The sequence below is a fragment of the Pseudarthrobacter sp. NIBRBAC000502771 genome (assembly GCF_006517215.1).
Taxonomy (GTDB): Bacteria; Actinomycetota; Actinomycetes; order Actinomycetales; family Micrococcaceae; genus Arthrobacter; species Arthrobacter niigatensis.
Map to the genome: position 1 here is coordinate 3758084 of NZ_CP041187.1, position 24184 is coordinate 3782267.

General features: G+C 67.3%; 21 protein-coding genes. 11 read left to right on the plus strand and 10 right to left on the minus strand.

The annotated features are described in order from the left end of the window. Positions 1 to 20 precede the first annotated feature (20 nt). A complete protein-coding gene (locus NIBR502771_RS17520; RefSeq protein WP_141160819.1) occupies positions 21 to 3506 on the minus strand; it encodes a S41 family peptidase in 3486 nt (1161 codons plus the stop codon). 73 nt (positions 3507 to 3579) lie between these two features. On the opposite strand from NIBR502771_RS17520, the gene NIBR502771_RS17525 reads away from it, so the two are divergent. After that, positions 3580 to 4491, plus strand: coding sequence for a TIGR01777 family oxidoreductase (locus NIBR502771_RS17525; RefSeq protein ID WP_141160820.1), 912 nt, complete (start codon positions 3580 to 3582; stop codon positions 4489 to 4491). A gap of 62 nt (positions 4492 to 4553) precedes the next feature. Here NIBR502771_RS17525 and NIBR502771_RS17530 read toward each other — a convergent pair whose 3' ends face one another. Next, positions 4554 to 6164 carry a serine/threonine-protein kinase gene (locus NIBR502771_RS17530; protein ID WP_141160821.1) on the minus strand — a complete coding sequence of 537 codons (1611 nt, stop codon included), beginning with the start codon at positions 6162 to 6164 and terminating at the stop codon, positions 4554 to 4556. Positions 6165 to 6301: 137 nt separating this feature from the next. On the opposite strand from NIBR502771_RS17530, the gene lipB reads away from it, so the two are divergent. The 5 genes from lipB (at position 6302) to NIBR502771_RS17555 (ending at position 10303) form a co-directional block, all read left to right on the plus strand. Next, the gene (lipB, locus tag NIBR502771_RS17535; RefSeq protein WP_141160822.1) at positions 6302 to 6970 is read left to right on the plus strand and encodes a lipoyl(octanoyl) transferase LipB; all 669 of its coding nucleotides are present in this window, start codon (positions 6302 to 6304) and stop codon (positions 6968 to 6970) included. Next, on the plus strand, positions 6967 to 7986 hold the full coding sequence (gene lipA, locus NIBR502771_RS17540; RefSeq protein ID WP_141160823.1) for a lipoyl synthase: 1020 nt from the start codon (positions 6967 to 6969) through the stop codon (positions 7984 to 7986). Before lipB ends, lipA begins: the two co-directional genes overlap by 4 nt. 88 nt (positions 7987 to 8074) lie before the next feature. Beyond that, the gene (locus NIBR502771_RS17545) at positions 8075 to 8827 is read left to right on the plus strand and encodes a DUF4191 domain-containing protein (protein WP_141160824.1); all 753 of its coding nucleotides are present in this window, start codon (positions 8075 to 8077) and stop codon (positions 8825 to 8827) included. A gap of 122 nt (positions 8828 to 8949) precedes the next feature. Further along, positions 8950 to 9303 carry a DUF3817 domain-containing protein gene (locus NIBR502771_RS17550; RefSeq protein WP_141160825.1) on the plus strand — a complete coding sequence of 118 codons (354 nt, stop codon included), beginning with the start codon at positions 8950 to 8952 and terminating at the stop codon, positions 9301 to 9303. A gap of 16 nt (positions 9304 to 9319) precedes the next feature. Next, the gene (locus tag NIBR502771_RS17555) at positions 9320 to 10303 is read left to right on the plus strand and encodes a DMT family transporter (RefSeq protein ID WP_347887675.1); all 984 of its coding nucleotides are present in this window, start codon (positions 9320 to 9322) and stop codon (positions 10301 to 10303) included. A gap of 28 nt (positions 10304 to 10331) precedes the next feature. Here NIBR502771_RS17555 and NIBR502771_RS17560 read toward each other — a convergent pair whose 3' ends face one another. Further along, positions 10332 to 10769, minus strand: a complete 438-nt coding sequence (locus tag NIBR502771_RS17560) for an RDD family protein (protein WP_141160826.1) — start codon at positions 10767 to 10769, stop codon at positions 10332 to 10334. A 282-nt stretch (positions 10770 to 11051) separates the two neighbouring features. Here NIBR502771_RS17560 and glnA (NIBR502771_RS17565) point away from each other — a divergent pair, with 282 nt between their 5' ends. Beyond that, positions 11052 to 12476: a type I glutamate--ammonia ligase gene (glnA, locus tag NIBR502771_RS17565; RefSeq protein WP_141160827.1), complete on the plus strand. Its 1425-nt coding sequence runs from the start codon at positions 11052 to 11054 to the stop codon at positions 12474 to 12476. A 276-nt stretch (positions 12477 to 12752) separates the two neighbouring features. Here glnA (NIBR502771_RS17565) and NIBR502771_RS17570 read toward each other — a convergent pair whose 3' ends face one another. From NIBR502771_RS17570 to glnA (NIBR502771_RS17580), 3 genes are read right to left on the minus strand one after another with little or no spacing between them, the layout of a single operon-like run. Beyond that, positions 12753 to 13289 carry a GNAT family N-acetyltransferase gene (locus NIBR502771_RS17570; RefSeq protein ID WP_141160828.1) on the minus strand — a complete coding sequence of 179 codons (537 nt, stop codon included), beginning with the start codon at positions 13287 to 13289 and terminating at the stop codon, positions 12753 to 12755. Continuing rightward, positions 13279 to 16290: a bifunctional [glutamine synthetase] adenylyltransferase/[glutamine synthetase]-adenylyl-L-tyrosine phosphorylase gene (locus tag NIBR502771_RS17575; RefSeq protein ID WP_141160829.1), complete on the minus strand. Its 3012-nt coding sequence runs from the start codon at positions 16288 to 16290 to the stop codon at positions 13279 to 13281. The genes NIBR502771_RS17570 and NIBR502771_RS17575 overlap by 11 nt, the downstream gene beginning before the upstream one ends. Positions 16291 to 16299: 9 nt before the next feature. Beyond that, positions 16300 to 17640: a type I glutamate--ammonia ligase gene (glnA, locus tag NIBR502771_RS17580; RefSeq protein ID WP_141160830.1), complete on the minus strand. Its 1341-nt coding sequence runs from the start codon at positions 17638 to 17640 to the stop codon at positions 16300 to 16302. A gap of 276 nt (positions 17641 to 17916) precedes the next feature. Between glnA (NIBR502771_RS17580) and panB the strand changes: the two genes are divergently transcribed. Then, positions 17917 to 18804: a 3-methyl-2-oxobutanoate hydroxymethyltransferase gene (gene panB / locus NIBR502771_RS17585; protein WP_141160831.1), complete on the plus strand. Its 888-nt coding sequence runs from the start codon at positions 17917 to 17919 to the stop codon at positions 18802 to 18804. A gap of 15 nt (positions 18805 to 18819) precedes the next feature. Here panB and NIBR502771_RS17590 read toward each other — a convergent pair whose 3' ends face one another. After that, the gene (locus tag NIBR502771_RS17590) at positions 18820 to 18984 is read right to left on the minus strand and encodes an SPOR domain-containing protein (RefSeq protein ID WP_141160832.1); all 165 of its coding nucleotides are present in this window, start codon (positions 18982 to 18984) and stop codon (positions 18820 to 18822) included. Between the two features lie 116 nt (positions 18985 to 19100). Between NIBR502771_RS17590 and map the strand changes: the two genes are divergently transcribed. Next, complete coding sequence (gene map, locus NIBR502771_RS17595; protein WP_141160833.1) at positions 19101 to 19979, plus strand: type I methionyl aminopeptidase; 879 nt, start codon at positions 19101 to 19103, stop codon at positions 19977 to 19979. Between the two features lie 111 nt (positions 19980 to 20090). Then, positions 20091 to 20894, plus strand: coding sequence for a polyphosphate--glucose phosphotransferase (gene ppgK / locus NIBR502771_RS17600; protein ID WP_141160834.1), 804 nt, complete (start codon positions 20091 to 20093; stop codon positions 20892 to 20894). A gap of 52 nt (positions 20895 to 20946) precedes the next feature. Here the strand turns inward: ppgK and nrdR are convergent, their stop codons facing one another. From nrdR to NIBR502771_RS17615, 3 genes are all read right to left on the minus strand, one after another. Continuing rightward, entirely contained in the window at positions 20947 to 21450 is a 504-nt protein-coding gene (gene nrdR, locus NIBR502771_RS17605; RefSeq protein WP_141160835.1) for a transcriptional regulator NrdR, read from the minus strand. Between the two features lie 135 nt (positions 21451 to 21585). Further along, a complete protein-coding gene (gene hisD / locus NIBR502771_RS17610) occupies positions 21586 to 22959 on the minus strand; it encodes a histidinol dehydrogenase (RefSeq protein WP_141160836.1) in 1374 nt (457 codons plus the stop codon). Positions 22960 to 22963: 4 nt separating this feature from the next. Then, a complete protein-coding gene (locus tag NIBR502771_RS17615; protein WP_141160837.1) occupies positions 22964 to 23497 on the minus strand; it encodes a hypothetical protein in 534 nt (177 codons plus the stop codon). Positions 23498 to 23624: 127 nt separating this feature from the next. On the opposite strand from NIBR502771_RS17615, the gene NIBR502771_RS17620 reads away from it, so the two are divergent. Further along, entirely contained in the window at positions 23625 to 24125 is a 501-nt protein-coding gene (locus NIBR502771_RS17620; protein WP_141160838.1) for a flavin reductase family protein, read from the plus strand. Positions 24126 to 24184 lie beyond the last annotated feature (59 nt).

Sequence of the window (24184 nt, forward strand, 5' to 3'; positions counted from 1 at the left end):
TTTGCCGTTGCCGGCCCGGGTTAGCCGTCGTGCCGGCGCGCCGGAAGCGGGGCAGGCTTCAGCTTCCGGTAGCCGGAGCGCGCCGGCGGCCGGTCGGTGGGCAGTTCCTGGATCATTTCCTTCAGCGCCCCGATGCCGTACTCCAGCTGGGGGTCCCGCCCGGCGGCGTAGGCGTGCGGCGGGTAGGTGACCTCGATGTCCGGGTCAACGCCGTAGTTCTCCACGCTCCAGCCCACGCCGCCGCCGAACCAGTTGGCATAGCGGGGCTGGGTGACACCGGTGCCGTCCGCCAGCGTGAACCGGTTGTCGATGCCGACCACACCGCCCCAGGTGCGCGTTCCGATCACAGGGCCGATGCCGCGGAGCTTTGACACCTGGGTGATGATGTCGCCATCGGACCCGGCGAACTCGTCCGCGAGGATGATCACGGGCCCCCGCGGCGCATGGTGGGGGTAGGTGCGCGGCTTCTCGCCGCGCGGCATGCTCCATCCTGTGACCTTGCGGCCAATTAGCTCGGCAACAAGCTGGGAGGTGTGCCCCCCGCGGTTGCGGCGCACATCGACGATCAGGCCATCGAATGCCGTTTCGGTATCCAGGTCCCGGTGGAGCTGGGCCCAGCCGTTGGCCATCATGTCCGGGATGTGCAGGTAGCCGAAGGTTCCGTTGGAAGCCTCACGGACCGTCCGCCGGTTGCCCGCAACCCATTCCTGGTACCGCAGGCGTTCCTCATCCTTGACAGGCACGACGGCGACCCTCCGCTGGGTGCCCTCAGCGCCGCCGTGTCCGGGGCCGTTGAGGAGCGTGAGCTCCACGGCGCGGCCGGCGGCCCCCACCAGCTGCATGGCGGGGGTGGTGCTTTCGGACAGCGGGACGCCGTCGACGGCCAGGAGGACGTCCCCCGCCTTCGCGCCGACGCCGGGCCTGGTCAGCGGCGACGTCGCCAGCGGGTCAGAGGACTCGCCCGCCAGGACGCGGGTGATCTCCCAGCCGCGGGCGGTGTGTACGAGGTCGGCGCCGAGCCTGCCTTGTCCACGGCTGCCGCGTTCGGTGACGGCTGCAGGGCGCACGTAGGCGTGGGAAGTTCCCAGTTCGCCGTGCAGTTCCCACAGGAGGTCCACGAGGTCATCATGGGAGCCGAGCCGTTCCACCAGCGGGCGGTACCGGGCGTGGATGGATTCCCAGTCCTGGCCGGCCATGTCCTCGGCCCAGAAGAAGTCGCGCTGCAGGCGCCAGGCCTCGTCAAATGCCTGTCCCCAAACGCTGAGCGGGTCCATCAGGACGCGGATCCTGCCCAGGTCCACCTTGACCAGCTTGCCGGATTCCTCGTCCGTCTTGGCGTCCGACGGAACAACGGTCACCTGCTTATCGGCGACCGCCACCACTTTGCTGCGGTCACCCGAGAGCCGGTAGCTGTCCACGGCATCCACCAGGGTGGTCTGCTTGCGCCGGGCGATGTCATACCGGACCAGGCTGGGACGGGCGTCCTTGTCCTCCTGGCTGGCCTTCCCGTCGCCGGTTACGCCCGCCAGGACGGAGTCGAGCCAGAGGAGCGCGCCGTCAACGGCCTTCAATGAGCTGTAGTTACCCTGCGGCACGGGAACGCCGATCACGCGGTGGGCAAGGCCCTCCGGATCGACAGTGACGGCGGGCACCGCGCCGTCCCCGGCACCGTCCGCGGCTTCTGCGTCCGGCTCCTGGCCCGCGGGATCAACCGAAGGGCCAAAGGGCGACGGCGTCCCGGCAGCAAGCGCCACAAGGTACGGCTTGATGGGGCTGGGGAAGGAGAGGTCGAACGAGTGCCCGTCGTACACGGGGTCGAAGCTGCGGTTGGACAGGAACGCAAGGAATTTCCCGTCCGGGGTGAAGGCCGGGGAAGCGTCGCGGAAGCGGCCGTCGGTAACCTCCACGGGTTCCGCGTCGAGCCGGTCCACGGTGGCCAGGCGCAGCCGGCTGCGCGAACCGAAGGAGGTGACGGGTTCGGACCAGACCAGCCAGCGCGAATCCGCCGACCACCCCAGTTCGGAGATGCTGCCCTCCCCGATGCTGGCTACCGGTGTGAGGTCTCCGGTGCGGGTGTCCACCACGAAGACATCACCAAAGGAGGTTCCAAGGGCAACCCACCGGCCGTCGGGGCTCGGCTCCAGGGAACTGGCCCGGGACGGCGTCGGCACGGTGACACCGGCGTCCGCCGCCGGAGCCTGGGCTTCGGTGCCGGGGGCATCGGCCTGGGGCGCCACATCCGCCTGCTGCTCGTCATCGGTGGACGCGTGGGCCGTTGTTGCCGCCGGCACTTTGGCGCCGGACGCCGGGACAGGCTGGGGCAGGCTGACCGCCTCCGCTTCATCCTCAACGGGTGCTGCTGCCCCGGCGGGGGCATCCGGCGCCTGGGTGCCCGGATTTCCAGCGGTGTGCGGAACAGGTGCGGCGATGTCCTTGATATGCAGTGCTTCGACGCCGTCATGGTCGGCGATGTAGGCAATGCGTCCGTCTCCCAGCGGCCGCGGCAACCGGGCGCGGACACCCGGGGTGGCCTCGATGATGCGTGACGGGCCGTCCTTGTGCCGCAGCCAGTGGATGGTGCCGTGGGATTCGACGGCGCTGGCGGCGCCCGCCACATCCGGTGCCACCGCACCGAGGTGCTTGACGGCGTCGAGCAGTGCGGGGCGCCTCGTCTGGCTGGCGGATCCGAGGCTAATGTCCAGTTTCACTGCGTCCGAGCCAAGGTTGTGGAGGACCCAGAGTTCGCCGGCCGATTCAAAGATGACCCGTTTGCCGTCGGTGGCCGCGTGCCGGACATAGAAGTCCTGATGGTCGGTGTGCCTGCGCAGGTCCTTACCGCTGGGCAGGACCGAGTACAGGTTGCCGTAGCCCTCATGGTCGGACAGGAAGGCGATCCGGCCGTCCACCCAGAGGGGGTCGGTGAGGTTGCCGTCAAGGTCCGGGAGGAGGCGTTCGAATTCGCCGTTGCCGTCGCGGTCGATCCACAGCTTCCCAGCAGTTCCACCCCGGTACCGCTTCCACCATGCAGGTTCGCGGGAGAGAACACTGGCCAGGACCACGGGGCGTTCATCGCCGACTTCGGGGCCGAAGGCAACGGACTCGACAGGGCCATAGGGCAGCTCCTGGGCCCAGCCGCCGTCGAGCGGGACGCTGTAGGCGTGGGTATGCCGGCTTTCGGCCTGGCGGAACGCGCTGGTGACCACCACGGAACCGCCCGTGGTGAATCCCTTGACCTTGGTGGTGCTGTGGCCGAAATACGTGAGCTGCCGGTACCCGCCGCCGTCCACCTGTGCAGACACTACCTCCGGCGCCGTTCCCTGGACTACGGTCCACACCAGGCGCTTGCCGTCAGGGGTAAAACGCGGGTTGCGGGCAGGGAGCTGGAGGGAGGAGACACGCCAAGCGCGGCCGCCGTCCAGGGGCGCGATCCACACGTCGTCCTCGGCCACGAAAGTGACCAGATCACCGTGCAGATGCGGGAAACGGAAGTAGCTGGAAGAGGTCATCGTTCGATCATAGCCATCCCCTCCCCTGCCCCGCGGGAGATACACAACCGGTGCTGCCGTGGTGAGATGGACCATGCATATCGTCATGGCCGGCGCCTCCGGGCTCATCGGCACCTCCATGTCCGCAGCCTTCCGCAGTGCCGGCCACTCTGTGGTGACACTGGTCCGCAGGCCCCCGGCCAATGCCGGCGAAGTTCGCTGGGATCCGGCGGCCGGGGTCCTGGATCCCGCGGTGCTGTCCGGCGCGGACGCAGTGGTCAACCTTTCCGGCGCCGGCATCGGCGACCGGCCGTGGACCCGGCACCGCGTGGAGGAACTGTTCAGTTCCCGGCTGGGACCCACCAGGACCCTGGTGCAGGCTATGGCACGGTCCGACGCTCCACCCGCAGCCTTCATCAGCCAGTCCGGTTCGGGCTACTACGGTGACGCGGGCAACACCGTCCTCCGGGAAGATGCAGCGGCAGGCGAGGGGACACTCGCGCAAATCTGCATTGAGTGGGAGCAGGCCGCGCTGATGGCGCCGGCGGGCGTACGGGTGGTGACGCCGCGGACCGGAGTGGTGTTCAGCCAGTCCGGCGGGGCGTTGGGCAAGCTGCTCCCGCTGCTGCGCCTGGGGGTGGGCGGCCCGTTTGGCAACGGCAGGCAATTCTGGCCCTGGGTAACGCTTCCCGATGTTTCGGCCGCATTCCTGTTCCTGTTGGCCTCCCCGGTCTCCGGGCCGGTCAATGTGGCCGCCCCTGAACAGGCGGATGTGAATACCATCGTGGCGGCCTTGGCCAGGGCCCTGCACCGGCCGGCGTTGCTGCGGGTCCCCGCCCCGGTGCTGCGGACCGTGATGCCCGGCCTGGGTGAGGAGCTCCTGCTGTACAGCCAGCGGATGGAGCCGGCCGTCCTGGCAGCTGCCGGGTTCCGGTGGCAGCACGGGCACCTGGCAGATGCTGCCCAATGGGTGGCGGGAAAGGCCGGCGCGGTCCAGCGGGGCTAGGCAGTGGGGCGACCCGGCAATGCTGGATGCCAGGGTTCCCCGGGCTGTTCACTAAGGGCTGTTCACTGGCCGGGCAGGATGTCGCTGACCCGCCACCGGCCATCGACGGACACCAGGACCAGCCGCAGCGGCTGCGGCCGGCTCGCGGGCCCCGTGGCCAGCACGGTGTCATCCGGGTCCAACACCTGGTACCCGGACGTAGTGGAGACGGCCCGCACCACCGCGTGGACGCCGGTGGCCCCGTCCTCGACAGTCAACCCTGAAAGCGTGGTGCTGAATCCGGCGAGCCGCCGGCCAGCGGCGACCTGGCTGGAGATCCTCTGGTCAGCCGCAGCCGCGGCCGACCCTGGGGCGTTCACGTCTGCCAGCAGTTCCATTCCACCGCTGCTGAAGGCGTAGTCGCGAACCGCCGCCAGCCCCTGCGCGGCTGTTACGGGATCAGCTGCCCCTGCCTGCTCCCGCGCCACGTCCAGGGGCACGGCCTCCCGGCCACCGCCACCTGTTGCGGCCGGGGACGCACCTGGTGGGACCGGACCGTGCGCAGAATTCCCGGGCCACATGCCGTGCACTGCGGACGCTGACAGCCACCACAGCACTGCGGCAGCCGCGGCCACGAGCGGCAGCACGGAACGGCGTAGAAGCCGCAGCACCTGGCCACCGGCAGGGCCCACCGCGTGCTTTCCCCTGGCGGGCGGGGTTGTGGTTGTTGCCGCGCCCGGCCACGCGGACCACCGGGAGGCCTCCGCCCGGCGGCGGAGCCCCTGGATTTTCTCCCGGAGTCCGCTGCCCCGCGACACAGGGGGAACGTGGCGGCGGGTCAGCAGCTCCGGCAGGACGCTGGGGTGAACGGCGCCGGAGAGGTCCACGGGTTGTGGTTCAGCACTGCGGTACACGGCAGTGGCCAGCGCCAGTGCGTCAGGCCGCAGCCTCCGCTCATCGTTCAGTCCTGCTTCCAGGGCGGCTGCCAAGTCTTTGGGAACACCGGGAACCAGCAGGGACAGCGGAGGCCGGTCGGCGGTCCGTCCCGGCGGCTCACCCGTCAGGCAATACCAGCCCAGGGCGGCCACCGAGTACACGTCGCGTTCCGGCTGCAGGCCGGCGCGGACGGCGTCCACCGGGGACGGATCCACGAATCCTCCGGTTCCGGCGGCCCCCGCACGGCCGGGATCGCCCAGCATCCGGGCAATTCCGAGGTCCGACAGCACCGGTTTTCCCTGCCCGGTGAACAGGACATTTCCCGGCGACACATCCGAGTGCGTGAAGCCCTTGGCATGCAGGTAGGCCAGGGCCTGGGCTATGGGCGTGAGCACCGTGACCGTTTCCCCCACGCTGATCCTGCCCCGGGAAGCGACCAGCTGGGCCAGTGAACCGCCGGCAGCATAGTCCATGGTCAGGGCCGCACCGCTGCCGGGTTCGGTGCCCTGCACCGCCCCGTGGGCCTTGACCAGGTGCTGGTGGTCCAGGACTGACAGGATGCGGATCTCCCGCCGCACTTCCTCCTGGGTGATTCCCGGACTGCTGCCCGCGCCGGTGCCGTCGGCGCGGAAGCACTTCAATGCATATTCCTGTCCGGTCCGGCGCTCCCGTACCAGCCACACATCCGCGCTGCCGCCCCGCCCCAGCAGCCTGCCGACGTCGTAGCCCGGTACTTCGGGTGCCTGTGCATCGTCCATGGTCCATGTCTAGCCGACTTCCGGCCGCGCCGCAGAAGTTATCCACAGCCTCCGGCAGCCGTGGTCACATTGAGTCCCGCCGGTGAGCTTGGACACTAAACCGGGCCGGTGCGGCTGCGGGGTCTAAGCTGGATGCCATGACTCTTGAGTTTTCACAGCTGGGTCTTGCCCCCGACTTCATTGACTACATGGAAGGCTGGGATGCCCAGCGCGAACTCCATGACAAAGTTGTCGCGGGAAGTGCGCCCAGCACAGTCCTTCTGTTGGAGCACGCCGCGGTCTATACGGCCGGCAAGCTTACCGAGGACCACGAGCGGCCCTTTGACGGTACGCCGGTCGTCGCGGTGGACCGCGGCGGCAAACTTACGTGGCACGGCCCGGGCCAACTGGTTGCCTACCCCATCCTGAAGCTCAAGAACCGCTCCGGAATCAGGGACTACGTGGAGCGCCTTGAAGCGATCATGATCGCCGTCATGGCGGACTACGGCATCAACGCAGAACGCATCAAAGGCCGCGCGGGCGTATGGATCAAGGCCGATTCAAAAGGCCCCGACCGCAAGATCGCTGCGATCGGCATCCGTGTCCTGAACGGCGTGACCATGCACGGCGTCGCCATTAACTGCAGCAACGACCTTGCGCCCTACGGCCAGATCATAGCCTGCGGCATCACCGACGCCGGAGTGACCACCATGTCCCTTGAAACGGGCAGGGAAATCCACCCCGCGGACATCGCGGAGCGGTTCGTGGAGGAATTCCGCAAGCATGAAGAAGTATTGGTTTCGAGCCCTGAAGGAGCTCTACTGTGACATTGGCACCTGAAGGCCGGAAGATGCTGCGGATCGAGCAGCGCAACGCTGCGGTCCCGGTGGAGCGCAAGCCGGAGTGGATCAAGGCCAAGGTCCAGATGGGCCCCGAGTTCGTCGGACTGAAGAACCTGGTCAAAAAAGAAGGCCTGCACACCGTCTGCGAAGAAGCCGGCTGCCCCAACATCTTCGAATGCTGGGAAGACAAGGAAGCGACCTTCCTGATCGGCGGCTCCGAATGCACCCGCCGCTGCGACTTCTGCCAGATCGACACCGGCAAACCCTCCCCCGTGGACCTGTTCGAACCCACCAAGGTGGCCCGCTCCGTCCAATCCATGCAGCTGCGCTACGCCACCGTCACCGGCGTGGCCCGCGACGACCTCGAAGACGAAGGCGTCTGGCTCTACGCCGAAACCGTCCGCAAGATCCACGAACTGAACCCCGGCACCGGCGTCGAACTGCTCATCCCCGACTTCTCCGGCAACCCCGACCACATCAAGGCGATCTGCGACTCCGCCCCCGAAGTCTTCGCCCACAACGTCGAAACCGTCCCCCGGATCTTCAAACGGATCCGCCCCGCGTTCCGCTACGAACGCTCCCTGGACGTCATCACCCAGGGCCGGAACCTGGGCATGGTCACCAAATCCAACCTCATCCTGGGCATGGGCGAAACCCGCGAAGAAATCAGCGAAGCCCTCCGCGACCTCCACCAGGCCGGCTGCGACCTGATCACCATCACCCAATACCTCCGCCCCTCCGAACGGCACCTGCCCGTGGACCGCTGGGTCAAACCCCAGGAATTCGTGGACCTCCAGCACGAAGCCGAAGAAATCGGCTTCCTCGGCGTCATGTCCGGACCCCTGGTCCGCTCCTCCTACCGCGCCGGCCGCCTCTGGGCCACCGCCATGCGCAAAAAAGGCCGCGACATCCCCGCCGAACTCGCCCACATCGCAGAAGGCATCCAGGACTCCGGCACCACCCGCCAGGAAGCCGCCACCCTCCTCGCCGCACACTCGTGACCTCTCCTTTATGAAGTGGCATAGGGCCGGGCTCTGGAAGAATCCAGCGTCCGGCCCTTTGGTTTTAGTCACGTAGAATTGAGGCACTATGGCGAAATCCCCTGACTCCAGCAACTCCACCCCGGCGGGCTCCAGCGCGGTGAAGCGCGGCCTGTTCACGCGCAAGCCCAAGGAAGCGAAGGCCAAGAAGCCCAGCAGGCTCAAGCAGATCGGCGAGGTCTTCACCATGACCCGCCGCCACGATCCCATGGTTCCGTGGCTGATGCTTTTGGTGTTCCTCGGCGTCGTGGCCGTGAGCTTCCTGGTGGGTTTCTGGCTGGACAACTGGATCACGGGCTTGATCATCGGGATCCCGCTCGGCCTGCTGGCCGCTACGTTCATCCTGTCCCGCCGGGCCGAGCGTGCTGCGTTCGCGCAGATCGAAAACCAGCCCGGCGCTTCGGGCGCTGCCCTGGGGACGCTGCGCCGCGGCTGGATCACCGAAGACCAGCCCGTTGCCGTTAACCCCCGCACGCAGGATGCCGTGTTCCGCGCCGTAGGCCGTCCCGGCGTCGTCCTTGTCAGCGAAGGCCCCACCCACCGGGTGAAGCCCCTGCTCGATGCCGAGCGCAAGCGCCTTGCCCGCATCCTCCCCAACGTTCCGGTCCACACCATCCAGACCGGCCGCGGCGAAGGCCAGGTACCGCTGAGCCAGGTGGCCAAGCAGATGGGCAAGATGAAGAACGAACTGACCAAGCTCGAAGTGAGCACGGTCTCCAAGCGCATCGCGTCCATCGGTACCAGGCTTCCCATTCCCAAAGGCATTGACCCGTACAAAGCCCGTCCCAACCGCGGACGCTAGCTGGTAGAACGCCCCGGTACCGGCCCTGCCGGTGGCCGGGGCGTTTTTTTGCGCCCTCCCCGCCGCGCGCAGGGCTTCCGCTTTCTGCGCCTCCGCTGATCACACCACGACAGGACATGACCATGCCCCTCAGGACAACGATGATCCGCGCCTTCCGCATCCTCGCCGTGGCCGAGGCCTGCAGCTGGGCAGCACTCCTTGCCGGCATGTACTTCAAATGGATTGCCGGCACCACGGAACTCGGCGTCCAGGTGGCGGGCCCCATCCACGGCGCCCTCTTCATCGGCTACGGGGTTGCCGCGCTCATGCTGTGGCGCGTGCAGCGCTGGCCGTTCCGGGTGGCAGCGCTGGCCGGGTTCTCGGCAATTTTTCCGTTCGCCACCCTGTTGTTCGAACGCTGGGCCGGGCGCCGCAGGTACCTCACCGCAGTCGAAGCAGCGGACGCCGCCACGGCCCTCGAATCAAGCCGCGCCTAACGAATGGGACACCGCTGTGGAATCCGTTGAGCAGGGACTGACGGCACAGCCGTCCGACGCGGCGGAGGTGCGGGCCGCCGGTCACCCGCGGCGCAAGTGTACGGTGGCCGTTCTCTCCCTGCTGGGAGCAACGCTGTTCTGGGCCGGCAATTATGTGGTGGGTGCGGATGCAGTCCACAGCATCGACCCCCTCAGCCTGGTCTTCCTGCGGTGGGCCATTGCGCTGGTGCCGCTGCTGCTGATCGCCCAGCTGGTGGAGCGGCCGTCGTGGCGGGCGGTTCTGGCTGCGTGGCCGTGGCTGCTGGCGCTCAGCGTGTGCGGGCTGCTCGGCTACAACCTCCTCCTGTACTTCGCCCTGGAACATACCGATGCGTTCAACGCCTCACTGATCAACGCCTTCAACCCGGCACTGATCACCCTGGCGGCGGCGGTGTTCCTGCGCGAACGGCTCACGCCTTTGGCTGTGGCCGGCGTCGTGACGGCGCTGGCGGGCGTCCTCATCGTCATCAGCGGAGGGGACATGGGCCGGCTGGCCACTGCCGGTTTTGGCACCGGGGAAGTCTTGATGGTGGGTGCAGTGGTGGTGTGGACGGCCTACACGGTCGTCGGCCGCCTGGCACCGAAGGTCCCGCCGATTACGGCCACGGCCGTCCAGGCAGCCCTGGCTGTGGCCCTGCTGGCGCCCGTCCACCTCGCCAGGGGCGGCCTGGCCCTCCCCGCCACAGACAGTGGATTGGCGTCCTTGCTCTTCATCGCATTCTTTCCGTCGGTACTGTCCTACGTGCTGTGGAACCGCGCACTGACGGTCCTGCCGGCGGGAGGAGCAGGGGTGTTCCTCAACCTGATCACCGTCTTCACCGCCGTCCTGACCATGCTCGCCGGGTCCGTGCATACGGCCGCGCAGTTTGTGGGTGGCGCCATTGTGGTTGGCGGTGTGGTCCTCACGAACGCGCCGGCATTCCGGCGGCAGCAACGCGGGAGGCAACTGCCCCGCCGCTAGAACGCCGATACCTGCCGGCGGGTGGGGATCAGCGCCGGATGAGGAGCGTATTCATGGCCTTGTCGTGCAGGCCGCGCTGGTCCGGGTCGAAAATGACGGCGGGGATGACCAGGCAGAGGAGCACTGCCCTCACCAGGCCGGCCAACGGCCCGGGGGTGCCGCCGCCCGGCTTGATCACGGCTATGCCCATGATGCGGTGGCCGATGCTGTATCCGAGGGTTCCCACCAGCAGGGTCTGTTCGATGGCGAAGACGGCCAGGGTGGCCCAGGAATCGCCACCAAAGGCAAAGTTGCTGATGAGCAGGGCGATACCCCAGTCGATCATGATCGCAACGATCCTCCGCCCTGCCCGGGCGATGGACCCTGGACCTGACTCCGGCAGGCCCAGGCGCTCCCCCGGATATTTGGAGATGCCGGAAGTGTCCGGTCCGGTGAGCCAGGAGCCTATGTCTTTGCGATCTACCACTGTCCAAGTTTACCGATCCACGCGCCGGCGGCGCGCCCACACTGTGGATAGGGCTCGACCACAGTGTGGACGGACGATACCGTGGTCATAGCAGGGCATTCTGTAACCTGCCCGAAACAATGCGGACACGGACGGGAAATCCCGGATCCATAGTCTGTTAGAAGTTTCAAGCAATCCCCCGGCAGGTACACGCGACAGGGACAACAGGCGTTCTCCCTGATTTTGGATTGCGCTGGATCACGTGGCGTGCATGCCATATTTACATATGCGTTAGGAGCATAGATGTTCAAGACTGCGGACGAAGTCCTCAAGTTCATCAAGGACGAAGATGTAAAGTTCGTCGATATCCGCTTCACCGACCTTCCGGGTGTCCAGCAGCACTTCAACGTCCCGGCGAAGAGTGTCGACGCTGATTTCTTCGTCAACGGACAGCTCTTCGACGGTTCCTCCATTCGCGGATTCCAGGGCATCGCCGAATCTGACATGCAGCTGATCCCGGACGTCACCACCGCGTTTCTGGACACCTTCCGCATGGAGAAGACCCTCGCGCTGAACTTCTCGATCGTCAACCCGCGCACCGGTGACCCGTACCACCGCGACCCCCGCGGCGTAGCCGAAAAGGCCGAGGCCTACCTGGCCTCCACCGGCATCGCCGACACTGCGTTCTTCGCTCCCGAAGCCGAATTCTTCGTGTTCGACAACGTCCAGTACCAGTCCTCCCCCGAGGGCAGCTTCTACAAGATCGACTCCGAGGAAGCCCACTGGAACACCGGCCGCGAGGAAGAGGGCGGCAACCTGGGCTACAAGACCCCGGTCAAGGGCGGCTACTTCCCGGTCTCCCCCACCGACAAGCAGGCTGACCTGCGCGACGCCATGTGCGTTGCCCTGGACGAAGCCGGCCTCGAGGTCGAGCGCAGCCACCACGAAGTTGGATCCGCCGGCCAGGCCGAGATCAACTACAAGTTCACCACGCTGACCCACGCTGCCGATGACCTGCAGAAGTTCAAGTACGTCATCAAGAACACCGCTGACGCCTGGGGCAAGTCCGTGACCTTCATGCCGAAGCCGGTCTTCGGTGACAACGGCTCCGGCATGCACTGCCACCAGTCACTGTGGAACGGTGGCGAGCCGCTGTTCTACGACGAGAAGGGCTACGCCGGCCTGTCCGACACCGCGCGCTGGTACATCGGCGGCCTGCTCAAGCACTCCTCCGCCGTCCTGGCCTTTACCAACCCGACGGTGAACTCCTACCGCCGCCTGGTCAAGGGCTTCGAGGCCCCGGTCAACATGGTCTACTCGCAGGGCAACCGCTCCGCCGGTATCCGTATCCCCATCACGGGTTCAAACCCCAAGGCCAAGCGCATCGAATTCCGCGCACCGGACCCCTCCTCCAACCCGTACCTGGCCTTCGCTGCCCAGCTGATGGCCGGCATTGACGGCATCCGCAACCGCATCGAGCCCCCGGCTCCCATCGACAAGGACCTCTACGAGCTCCCCGCCGAGGAAGCCAAGGACATCCCCAAGGCTCCGGGCACCCTCGAGGAAGCCCTGGAGGCCCTCCGCGAGGACAACGAGTTCCTGCAGGCCGGCGGCGTCTTCACCCAGGACCTGATCGACACCTGGATCGAGTACAAGTACGAGAACGAGATCCGCCCGCTGTCCCTGCGCCCGAACCCCTACGAGTTCGAGCTCTACTACGGCGTCTAGTCTGCGGCCTGCACCGCAGGAGCGTTGAAGCAGCGAAAGGCGGCCACCGGTTCAACCGGTGGCCGCCTTTCGCGTTGTCCGGGCCGCGATGCCACGGACTGAGACCGTTAAGGTGGGGGCCCGCCTCCAGACGTGCTGAGACCGGGAGCCGGACCCCCTGACGAATGCCCCCCGAGACGAAGACTCAGTACAGCCTTCCCCCCAACAAGGTTGAAGAACACCGCCAATCCACATGATCGGGCAAACGCTTGCTGAGCGCAATGCCGGTCCGGCGCGTTACGCCGGCGCGGCGCCTGCGAAGCTGCGGAACATGGTCCGCTGTGGCCCCGCCGAACCGCCGAGGTACCGCCCTGTGTCGACGAAACCGGCGCGGCTGTACGCGAAGAAACCCGCAGGGTTCTCCTCATTGACGGAAAGTACGACGCCGGACTCGCAGCTTTGGTGCCGGGCGGTGAGCTTGCGTGCGGCCTCCACAGCGGCGGTAGCCGCCAGGGTGCCCAGCCCCTTCCCCTGGTGCCGGCTGTCGATGAGGAAGCCCCGCAGCAGCCAGGCTGAGCTCTCGTCGGGCCACCCTGCAAGGCCTGCCGCCCCCGCCTGGAGGGTCAGGACACCGGCTGCGTTTCCGCCGGACTCTACGACGTAGGGGTGCCGTGACTCTTCCGCGAGCCCTGCCAGGGCCATACGCAGGGGGTCGCCCACGAACCGTTCCTGGCCGGGCAGCAGCGACATGTCCGCGATCGCGCCGAGTTGGATGGCCCGGGCGTCGGCGTCCAGGTCACGGAGCGGAATGAGCCAAACCCAGTCAGTGCCCATAGAAGACACGTTCAAAGACGGCCCGGGCCCGCCGGCTCACCCGCAGGTAGTCCTCCTCCAGCGCTGCGGCATGGCCCGGCTCGTAGCCGCACCAGCGCGCCACGGCCTCGAGGTCGCGGCGCGAGGACGGCAGGAGGTCGGAGGCCTTGCCGCTCCAGATGACGTTGGCCGACCGGATGCGGCTGGCCAGCCGCCAGGCCTCTGCAAGCAGGCCGGCGTCTGCAGCGTCCAGCAGGCCAAGATCCGCTGCGGCTCCAAGGGCCTCGAGCGTGGAGGTGGTCCGGAGTTCCGGGTGTTTCCCGGCCTGCTGGAGCTGCAGCAACTGCACCAGCCACTCGACGTCGCTCAGGCCGCCGCGGCCCAGTTTGAGGTGCCGTGCAGGGTCGGCGCCGCGCGGCAGCCGCTCCGATTCCACCCGGGCCTTGATGCGCCGGATCTCGCGTACGTCCTGTTCCGCTATGGCTTCCGGGTACCGGATGGGATCGATCAGCTTGAGGAAATCAGCGGCCAGGGCATCGTCGCCGGCCATGGGCCTTGCCCGCAGCAGGGCCTGCGCCTCCCAGATGAGGGACCAGCGGCGGTAGTACTCGGCGAAGGAGTCCAGTGAACGCACCATGGCCCCGTTCTTGCCCTCGGGACGAAGGTCGGCGTCCATCTGCAGGACGCGTTCTGCCATGATGGCCGGCTTCAGTGGCTGGGTGAGCAGGCTGGACACCTTCGCCACGATGCGGGCGGCCTGTTCCTGCGCCTCCGCTTCGGAGAAACCCGGCAGGGCACGGTGGACGTACATGACATCCGCGTCGGACCCGTAGCCGATCTCCCTGCCGCCCTGGCGGCCCATGGCCACCACCAGCACGGTGGTCTTGAGCGGTCCGCCGGCGGAGACAATCCCTTCGGCCACCCGCAAGGCGCCCAGGACTGCGGCGCGGTCGGTGTCGGCAAGGGCCCTGCCCACGTGGTCCTGGTCCAGGAGGCCGGCGGAATCGGCGATCGCGATGCGGAGGATTTCCCGGCGCCGGATCAGCCGGATCAGGCGCATGGCGCTCTCGGGGTCCTCGTGCCGCGACATCTTGGCGGTGATTTCCTGCCACTGGGCTTCGAAGCCCACCGGAACCAGGTCCTTGTCCTGGCCCAGCCACGCCACGGACTCCGGCGAAACCTCCAGCAGGTCGGCGATCAACCGGGAATTGGACAGCATGTGGCACAGCCGTTCGGCAGCGGCGTTGGAGTCCCGGAGCAGCCCAAGGTACCAGTGCGTGGTGCCCAGCGCCTCGCTGACGCGGCGGAAGGCAAGCAGGCCGGCGTCCGGGTCCACCCCCTCGGCGAGCCAATCGAGCAGGATCGGCAGGAGCTGGCGTTGCAGGGCTGCCCTGCGGCTCACCCCTGCCGTGAGCGCCTCAATGTGCCGCATCGCGCCCCGCGGGTCCTGGTAGCCCAGAGCCGCAAGCCGTCCCTGCGCCGCCTCGGGGGTGAGCCTGGCGTCCTCGCTGCTTAGCTTGGCCGCCGTGTTGAGCAGCGGCCGGTAGAAGATGCGCTCATGCAGTTCGCGGACCGAGCGCTTGGTGCGCTGCCACGCGGACAGCAGGGTGTCCGGGCTGGGCCGTTCGTTGGAAAACGGCCCCAGCACCGCCTTGGCCAGGGAGCGCAGCGCCGGCTCCGCAACCGGCATGAGGTGGGTGCGGCGGAGCTGGAACAGCTGGATCCTGTGTTCCAGGAGGCGCAGGTACCGGTAGGCGTTGTCAAAGGCGGCGGCGTCGGAGCGGCCAATGTAACCGCCCGCTGACAGTGCGGCGATCGCCGAAGTGGTGTCCCGCCGTCGTAATGTCTCATCTGCCTTGCCGTGCACCAGTTGGAGCAGCTGGACGGTGAACTCGACGTCGCGCAGCCCGCCGCGGCCCAGCTTGATCTGGCGCTGCTCCTCGGCGGCCGGAATGTTCTCGGTGACCCGGCGGCGCATCGCCTGCACCGATTCCACGAAGCCGTCCCGCCCGGCCGAACTCCAGATCAGCGGGGCCACGGCTTCTTCGTAGGCCCGGCCCAGTGCGGCATCGCCGGCGATGGCACGGGCCTTGAGCAGCGCCTGGAATTCCCAGCTCTCGGCCCACCTGGCGTAGTACGTCTCGTGCGAGGCGAGGGTGCGCACCAGCGGCCCCGACTTGCCCTCCGGCCGCAGGTTGGCGTCAACCTCCCACAGACCCGGTTCCCGCGCCACGGACGATATGGCCCGCGAGATGCCGCTGGCCAGGGCCGTGCCGATGGTGTTGGCCTGCGCGTCCTCCAGGCTTCCGGCGTCCACCACGTAGATGACGTCGACGTCGGAGATGTAGTTCAGCTCCCGGGCTCCGCATTTGCCCATGCCAATGACGGCGAGGCCGACGTCGGCGATGTCGGCTGCGCTGTGCTGCTCCGCGGCTTCGGCGCGGGAGACCGCCAGCGCGGCCTCGATGGCGGCAGCGGCCAGGTCCGCCAGTTCGCCGCCCACCGATGGCAGGAAGTCCAGCGGGTCCGCGGCGCAGAGGTCTTTCACGGCGAGGTCCACCAGCCCGCGCCGGTAGGCGGTGCGCAGGGCGGCGTAGGCGTCCGTTCCCGTGGCGGCAGCAACGGGCCGGGCGGCACGTGGGTCGGCGCCCACGGACTGCAGGAGGGTGGCACGCAGCCGTCCGGGATCGGCTGGCAGCGGCTCGGGGCTGGCCCGGACCTCGAACGCGTCCAGGTGCTCCGGGTGCCTGATGAGGAACTCCCCCAGGGCCTCGGAGGCGCCCAGGACCCGGTACATGGGCTCGCTTTCCTCCAGGTCGGCAGCTGCCAGGTTCCGGAGTTGCGGGTGCTTTTCAATCAGCCGGACCAGGGACTGCAGGGCGGTATCGGGGCTGGCGGCAAGCTGCAGTCCGGCGAAGAGCCTGTCCTGGTCCAGGCCTTCGAGTTCGCGCGCGGCAAGGAACCGTTCGCCCTTTTCCAGGTCGCTGAATCCGGCCGCAATGAGGCGGCGTGCCAGGCTCACGCCGGGCACCTAGAGGATGCCGAGGTTGCGCTGCAGCTCGTAGGGCGTCACCTGCAGCCGGTAGTCCTGCCACTCGGCCCGCTTGTTGCGCAGGAAGTGCTCGTAGACCTGTTCGCCAAGGATCTGCGGCATCAGCTCGGAGTCCTCCATGGAGCGGATGGCGTCGTGCAGGCTGGCCGGGAGCGGATCATGGCCCATGGCGCGGCGTTCGGCCGAGCTCAGCGACCAGACGTCGTCCTCGGCTGCGGCGGGGAGGTCATAGCCTTCCTCGATGCCCTTCAGGCCCGCGCCGAGCAGGACAGCGTAGGCGAGGTACGGGTTGGCGGCGGAGTCGATGCCCCGGTACTCGATCCGGGCGGACTGGCCCTTGCCGGGCTTGTACAGCGGCACGCGGACCAGGGCGGAGCGGTTGTTGTGGCCCCAGCTGAGGTAGCTGGGGGCCTCGCCGCCGCCCCACAGGCGCTTGTAGGAGTTGACGAACTGGTTGGTGACCGCGGTGAACTCCGGGGCGTGCTTGAGGATGCCGGCGATGAACTGGCGGGCCGTCTTGGACAGCTGGAACTCCGCTCCTGCCTCGAAGAACGCGTTGCTGTCGCCTTCGAAGAGCGAGAAGTGCGTGTGCATGCCGGACCCGGGGTGGTCGGTGAACGGCTTGGGCATGAAGGTGGCATACGTGCCCTGCTGCAGCGCCACTTCCTTGATGACGGTGCGGAACGTCATGATGTTGTCGGCCGTCTGCAGGGCGTCCGCGTAGCGAAGGTCGATCTCGTTCTGGCCCGGGCCGGCCTCGTGGTGGCTGAATTCAACCGAGATGCCCACGGATTCCAGCATGGTCACCGCGGTGCGGCGGAAGTCCTGGGCCACGCCGCCCGGCACGTGGTCGAAGTAGCCGCCCTCATCAACGGGTACCGGAGCGCCGTTCGGACCCGGTTCGTGCGACTTGAGCAGGTAGAACTCGATTTCGGGGTGCGTGTAGCAGGTGAAGCCCATGTCCGCAGCCTTGGCCAGGGTGCGCTTGAGCACGTTGCGCGGATCGGCCGCGGAGGGCTCGCCGTCAGGGGTAAGGATGTCGCAGAACATCCTGGAGGTCTGCTCGGTCTCGCCGCGCCATGGCAGGATCTGGAAGGTGGCGGGGTCCGGCTGGGCCAGCATGTCGGACTCGAAAACACGGGCCAGTCCCTCAATGGAGGAGCCGTCGAATCCGAGGCCTTCCTCGAACGCACCTTCCACTTCCGCCGGTGCCAGCGCCACGGACTTCAGCGAACCCACGACGTCGGTGAACCACAGGCGCACGAAACGTACGTCGCGCTCTTCAATTGTGCGCAGGACAAACTCTTGCTGGCGGTCCATGATGGCCTCTTCTCCGGTCAACGTCCATGCTCCGGGTCCGCGCAAAGGGGAAAGCCGGCAGCAGTTCACCATCACTGTACTAATCATTCGGCGCCGATGCTTGAGCCTGCGCCGTGCGTAACACACCATTAACCTGGCGGTTGCCCAATCGGGCCTCCGTACCGGCGCCGGCGGCGGTATGCGGGCCCGATCAGGGACGCAGCTATGGCGCTTATCACCTTTTGGCGGGGATGCCCGCGGTAGCTAGGACGGCCGGTACCGCACTACGCTCATCCCATGGCTTCCAACAGCTCCGGCTCCAGCGCGTCCGCAGAAGTACCCGCCCCGTACGGCAACGGCCCCGGCGTGCCGGTTCCTGCCGAACGGAAGCCCGCCAAGGTCCGTATCCACCACCTTCAGCAGGCCAAGCGGGACGGCACCAGGTTCGCCATGCTTACGGCGTACGAACAGTACACAGCCGGGATCTTTGACGCTGCGGGCATTGAAGTGCTCCTGGTCGGTGACTCGGCGTCCAACAACGTCTTTGGCAATGAAACCAGCCTGCCGGTGACCGTAGACGAGCTGCTCCCCCTCTGCCGGGCGGTGGCGAGGTCCGCAAAGCGCGCCCTGGTGGTGGCAGACCTGCCGTTCGGCAGCTACGAGGTCAGCGCGGAACAGGCTGTCGCCGCCGGCGTCAGGTTCCTGAAGGAAGGGCTGGCCCACGCGGTGAAGATCGAGGGCGGAAAATACTACGCCCCCACGGTCCGCGCCATGGTGCAGGCCGGCATCCCGGTGATGGCCCATATCGGCTTCACGCCGCAGAGCGAGCACGTCCTGGGCGGCTACCGCGTCCAGGGCCGCGGCGATGACGCCCAACGGCTGATCGAGGACGCACGCGCACTTGAAGAGGCCGGAGCGTTCTGCGTGCTGATGGAAATGGTTCCCGCGGAGACGGCCGCGGCGGTCGACGCGGCGCTGACCGTCCCCACCGTGGGTATCGGTGCGGGGAAGGCCACCACGGGCCAGGTCCTTGTGTGGCAGGACATGGCGGGGCTTCGCGGCGGCCGGATGGCCAAATTCGTCAAGCAGTACGCGGACCTGCGCAGCACCCTGCACGACGCCGCCACCGCCTACGGGGACGATGTCCGCTCCGGTACGTTCCCCGGCCCGGAGCACTCCTTCTAGGCAGGAAGCGGCCGGTCAGTCGTCGTCGCCCTTTTCCCAGGCGTCGTTGCGCGCCTTGACCTTCTCGATGGCGTGCTCCGCTTCTGCGCGGGTCTTGTAGGGCCCAATGAGCTGGCTCCAGTCCGAGAGCCGGTCTTCTTCCACTTCGTGGGTGTTGATGTTGAACCAGTACTCAGTCATCGTTGCTCCTCGTTCAGGACAGGAAACCGGGGTGATCCACGTAACACAGACACTTACGCGCGCCCTCCCAGCTTGTCGGTTGTTAGGCGTTCTGTGGTCCCTTATATGATCAATCTATGCCTTCCCTTGCCTCCACTGCACCCATTGGCACCCTCACCCCGGGTACTTTGAGTCCGCAGCGTCCCGTCCCGGCGTCCATCCCCCGTCCGGAGTACGTCGGCAAGCCGGCCCCCGCCAAATTCACCGGCTCCGAGGTCAAGAGCGCGGAGACCATCGAGAAAATCCGGATTGCCGGGAAGATCGCGGCGCAGGCCATCGTGGAGGTGGGCAAGCACATCCGCCCCGGCGTCACCACGGACGAGCTGGACAAGGTGGGCCACGAATTCCTGCTGGACCACAACGCCTACCCTTCCACGCTCGGGTACCGTGGATTCCCCAAGTCCCTGTGCTCCTCCCTGAACGAGGTCATCTGCCACGGCATTCCGGACAGCACCGTGGTCCAGGACGGCGACATCCTGAACATAGACATCACCGCATACCTCAACGGTGTCCACGGAGACACCAACTACACGTTCCTGGTGGGGGACGTGGACGAAGAATCGCGGCTGTTGGTGGAGCGAACCCAGGAGTCACTGAACCGCGCCATCAAAGCCGTGGCGCCCGGGCGTGAAATCAACGTGATTGGCAGGACCATCCAGTCCTACGCCAAACGTTTTGGCTACGGCGTGGTCCGCGACTTCACCGGCCACGGCGTCGGGGAAGCCTTCCACACTGGACTGATCATCCCCCACTACGACGCCGCCCCCGCCTACAACACCGTGATCGAGCCGGGCATGGTGTTCACCATCGAGCCGATGCTCACCCTGGGCACGGTGGATTGGGACATGTGGAGCGACGACTGGACCGTGGTCACCCGGGACCGCAAGCGCACCGCCCAGTTCGAGCACACCCTGCTGGTCACCGAGACCGGCGCCGAAATCCTCACCCTGCCGTAGCCCCGCCCATGCCCGCTACCGGGCATGTTGCAGGTGCCACCCGGCCGCCTGCCACGGGCCGCACCCCAGCAGCCCACTATCCTGCCCGCCCCTGTCAAGAACGGAATCCCATTGGCCAAGAAGGACGAGAAGTCGCACAAGAACGCACCGCTGATCGGTATCGACATCGGTGGTACGGGCATCAAGGGCGGCATTGTCGACCTGAAGAAGGGCAAGCTCCTGGGCGAACGCTTCCGGGTGCCGACCCCGCAGCCCGCCACGCCTGAAGCAGTCGCCGAGGCCGTAGCCCTGGTGGTGGCCGAACTCTCGGCCCGCCCGGAAGCTCCGGAGGCCGGTTCCCCCGTGGGCGTGACCTTCCCGGGAATCATCCAGCACGGCGTGGTCCACTCCGCCGCCAACGTGGACAAGAGCTGGCTGGACACGGACATCGACGCCCTCCTCACCGCCCGGCTTGGCCGTCCGGTGGAAGTCATCAACGACGCCGACGCCGCAGGGCTGGCGGAGGCGCGGTACGGTGCCGGCGCCGGAGTCTCCGGCACGGTCCTGGTGATCACGCTCGGTACCGGCATCGGTTCAGCCTTCATCTTCGATGGAAAGCTCGTGCCCAACGCAGAGCTGGGTCACCTTGAAATTGACGGCCACGACGCCGAATCGAAGGCGTCCGCCGTTGCCCGCGAACGGGACGGCCTGTCATGGGACGAGTACAGCGTGCTCCTGCAGCGCTACTTCTCGCATGTGGAGTTCCTGTTCTCACCGGAACTGTTCATCGTGGGCGGCGGCATTTCCAAGCGCGCCGACGAGTACCTTCCCAACCTCAAGCTCCGCACCCCGATTGTCCCGGCTGTCCTGCGGAACGAGGCAGGCATTGTGGGCGCAGCCCTGGAGATCGCACTCCAGCACAAGCTGGCAAAGTAGGAGTGGTGCCGGTGGCGGCTGCGGCTTCCCCTCCGCTGCCGCCACCGGAGTTTTAGAGGGGGCTCTTCTCGGAGCTCTTTGCGGCACCGGCTGCGCCCTTGGCGCCTTCGCCGGCCTCGTGGCGGAGCAGTGCAATGGCAGTCTCGAAGTCCTCGAGGGAATCAAAGGCCTGGTACACGCTGGCAAAGCGGAGGTAGGCCACCTCATCGAGTTTCTGCAGCGGTCCAAGGATGACCAGTCCCACTTCATGGGCTTCGATTTCAGCGGCCCCGGATGCACGGATCTGCTCTTCGACTTCCTGGGCCAGCATGGCGAGGTCGTCCTCGCTCACGGGCCGGCCCTGGCAGGCCTTGCGCACACCGTTGATCACCTTGCTGCGGCTGAACGGTTCACCGACGCCGGAGCGCTTGATGACGGACAGGCTGGTGGTTTCCACCGTGGTGAAGCGGCGGCCGCATTCGGGGCACTGACGGCGCCTGCGGATGGCCGAGCCGTCGTCCGTCATCCGGCTGTCCACCACGCGGGAATCAGGGTTTCGGCAGAACGGGCAGTACATGGCGTTCCCCCTTTTCGCTCGTGGTGTGCAACGGTGTGGAAGCCAGCAGCACCGCCGGGGGGCGGTGCCGTGGCATGACCCAGTTTACGGGCAGATGTGGGGTAATAACAATCCTGTAATTACTACATGTAGTGGTCACTGGTCGCCCGGGAACCGTGCCGTGACGGCGTCCCCGTGGGCCGGAAGGTCCTCGGCCCGGGACAGGCTTACGATGTGCCCGCTGACCTCAGCCAGGGCGTCCCGGCTGTAGTTGATGACCTGGATGGCCCGCAGGAAGGTGGTCACGTTCAGGCCGGAGGAAAAAGCGGCCGTCCCGCTGGTGGGCAGCACATGGTTGGAGCCGGCGCAGTAGTCGCCAAGGCTGACCGGACTGTAATCTCCCACGAAGATGGCGCCGGCATTGCGGATGCGGGCGGCCACGGCGGGGGCGTTCCGGGTCATGATTTCCAGGTGTTCCGCGGCATAGGCGTCACAGGCAGCGATCCCTTGTTCCAGGCCGGCAACCAGCACCACGCCCGACTGCGGGCCGGACAGCGCCTCCTGCACCCTGGCCGAGTGCTTGGTAGCGGCGGCCTGCAGCGCCAGTTCAGCACGCACGGCGGCGGCCAGGTCTTCGGAGTCGGTGATGAGCACTGACGCGGCCTTGGGATCGTGCTCGGCCTGGCTGAGAAGATCGGCGGCCACCAGGGCGGGCTGGGCGGAATCGTCGGCGAGGATCGCAATCTCCGTGGTTCCCGCCTCGGAGTCGATGCCCACCACGCCCTTGACCAGGCGCTTGGCCGTGGCGACGAAAATATTGCCGGGACCTGTCACCACATCCACCGGTTCCAGTGCCGGACCAGCCTCAGCGGCTTCGATGCCATAGGCGAACGCGGCGATGGCCTGGGCTCCGCCAATGGCGTAAACCTCGGTGATGCCCAGCAGCGCTGCCGCCGCCAGGATGGTGGGGTGCGGCAGGCCGCCGAATTCCTTTTGCGGGGGCGAGGCCAAGGCAATGGATTCCACGCCGGCCGCCAGGGCGGGCACGACGTTCATGATCACCGACGACGGGTACACGGCGAGGCCGCCGGGAACGTACAGTCCCACGCGGGCCACAGGCACCCAGTTCTGGCTCACCACGGCGCCGTCGCCGAGCTCGATGTCGACATTGCGGGGACGCTGCCCGTCCGCGAACTTCCGCGCGCGGCTGATGGATTCCTCGAGTGCGGCCCGCACGGCCGGGTCAAGCTGGTCCAGTGCTGCGGCGATTGCCTCCCCGGGAACCAGCGGGTGCTGCTGCTCCACCCCGTCGAACCGTTCAGCAAGTTCTGCCAGCGCCGCGAAGCCGCCCTGCCGGACGGCGGAAATGATCTGCAGGACCTTCTCCTCGGCGTCCGCCACGGTCTGGCCCTTGGCACGCGGCACCGCGGCCCGAAGAGCCGGCAGGGTCAGGTTGCGGCCCCGAAGGTCAATGGTGCGGAAGTCGACGGCGGCTGTCACGGGGGCGGGGAAATCCGGGGATGTGGTCACCGCTCTATTTTACGGGGCTGTTCGCCCCCGCCGTTTCCATCCCGGCTTCGTCGGGCTGCCTGCCGGCCGCTGTAACCAGTTCAAGGATGAAGACCGACACGGCGGTCGCGGCGGGCCAGAGCAGGAGGACCGGCCATGCCCGCAGGGAGAAGGCGATGCTGGCATTCGCTCCGGTGTCCACGGCAGGGCCCCACAGCCGTCCGGCCAGGACCCCTGTCCCCCAGGCCACGGCGCTGCCCGCCAGCGCCCCGGCCAGCCCGGCCAGCAGGGCCACCTGCGGGTCGGAACGCTTGCCGTCGGCCAGGAACACGGCCAGCAGGCAGCCGGCCACAACCAGGATGCCTGCGAGGGTGAGGTCGCGGGGAAGCCACACCAGGGGCGCCGTTCCGGCTGCCAGGGCGGGGTCCCGGGTAATCAGGTTCAACCCGCCCGGCGCCAGGATCCACCATAGGAGTCCCGCCGGAATGCCAGCCGCCGCCGGGACCAGCAGCAGGGACCAGGGCAGCCGCCGCCTGGCGGGGCGGGCGAAGTTCGTCATGCAACACACCTTAACAAAGGTTCCTGCAAGGTCATTCGAGCCGGTCCTCCCGCCGCCTGTTTTCCGGCCATGACCGCGGGCCAATACGCTTGGGGAAAGAGTTACGCCACCTAGTCCAGGAGTTCCGGTGACCGACAACAGCGAGCCGTTCGAGCAGACGTTCAGGGAGATGTTCCGCCGCCATGCCGCGGGCGTCGCCATCATCACCGTGAATTACCAGGACGAGCCCTATGGCTTTACCGCCACGTCGGTGGCTTCCCTGTCGGCAAAGCCGCCGCGCTTCACCTTCAACATGGCGCGCAGTTCCAGGTCCTGGCCCGCCGTGGCCAACACGCAGTACTTGGGAGTGCACATGCTGGGCCTGGACAACCAGGAACTTGCTGCCCGCTTCGCCCGCCCCGGGAACCGCTTTGAAGGCAACCACTGGGAAATTGGTCCGCACGGGGTGCCCATCCTCAAGGATGTCGCCGGGTGGCTGATCGGCGAGATCCAGATGCGCCTTTCCTTCGAGAACAACGCCGTCGTGGTGGTCCAGGTGGTGGACGGCCAGGTGGGCGGCGAAGGATCGCCGCTGCTGTACCACGGGGGCGCCTATGGGCAGCCGGTGCCGCTGGACTACGAGATCTGACAGCTTCGGTGGAACGGCACAAAGGAGCGGCCGACGGCGGGAGGTGATTCCCGGCGTCG

Coding starts and splice junctions, on each gene's coding strand:
- map (WP_141160833.1), top strand. CDS start 19,101: ATGCCTTCCCTTGCCTCCACTGCACCCATTGGCACCCTCACCCCGGGT.
- NIBR502771_RS17520 (WP_141160819.1), bottom strand. CDS start 3,506: ATGACCTCTTCCAGCTACTTCCGTTTCCCGCATCTGCACGGTGATCTG.
- NIBR502771_RS17615 (WP_141160837.1), bottom strand. CDS start 23,497: ATGACGAACTTCGCCCGCCCCGCCAGGCGGCGGCTGCCCTGGTCCCTG.
- nrdR (WP_141160835.1), bottom strand. CDS start 21,450: ATGTACTGCCCGTTCTGCCGAAACCCTGATTCCCGCGTGGTGGACAGC.
- lipB (WP_141160822.1), top strand. CDS start 6,302: ATGACTCTTGAGTTTTCACAGCTGGGTCTTGCCCCCGACTTCATTGAC.
- glnA (WP_141160827.1), top strand. CDS start 11,052: ATGTTCAAGACTGCGGACGAAGTCCTCAAGTTCATCAAGGACGAAGAT.
- NIBR502771_RS17590 (WP_141160832.1), bottom strand. CDS start 18,984: ATGACTGAGTACTGGTTCAACATCAACACCCACGAAGTGGAAGAAGAC.
- NIBR502771_RS17570 (WP_141160828.1), bottom strand. CDS start 13,289: ATGGGCACTGACTGGGTTTGGCTCATTCCGCTCCGTGACCTGGACGCC.
- glnA (WP_141160830.1), bottom strand. CDS start 17,640: ATGGACCGCCAGCAAGAGTTTGTCCTGCGCACAATTGAAGAGCGCGAC.
- NIBR502771_RS17525 (WP_141160820.1), top strand. CDS start 3,580: ATGCATATCGTCATGGCCGGCGCCTCCGGGCTCATCGGCACCTCCATG.
- NIBR502771_RS17530 (WP_141160821.1), bottom strand. CDS start 6,164: ATGGACGATGCACAGGCACCCGAAGTACCGGGCTACGACGTCGGCAGG.
- NIBR502771_RS17550 (WP_141160825.1), top strand. CDS start 8,950: ATGCCCCTCAGGACAACGATGATCCGCGCCTTCCGCATCCTCGCCGTG.
- NIBR502771_RS17545 (WP_141160824.1), top strand. CDS start 8,075: ATGGCGAAATCCCCTGACTCCAGCAACTCCACCCCGGCGGGCTCCAGC.
- panB (WP_141160831.1), top strand. CDS start 17,917: ATGGCTTCCAACAGCTCCGGCTCCAGCGCGTCCGCAGAAGTACCCGCC.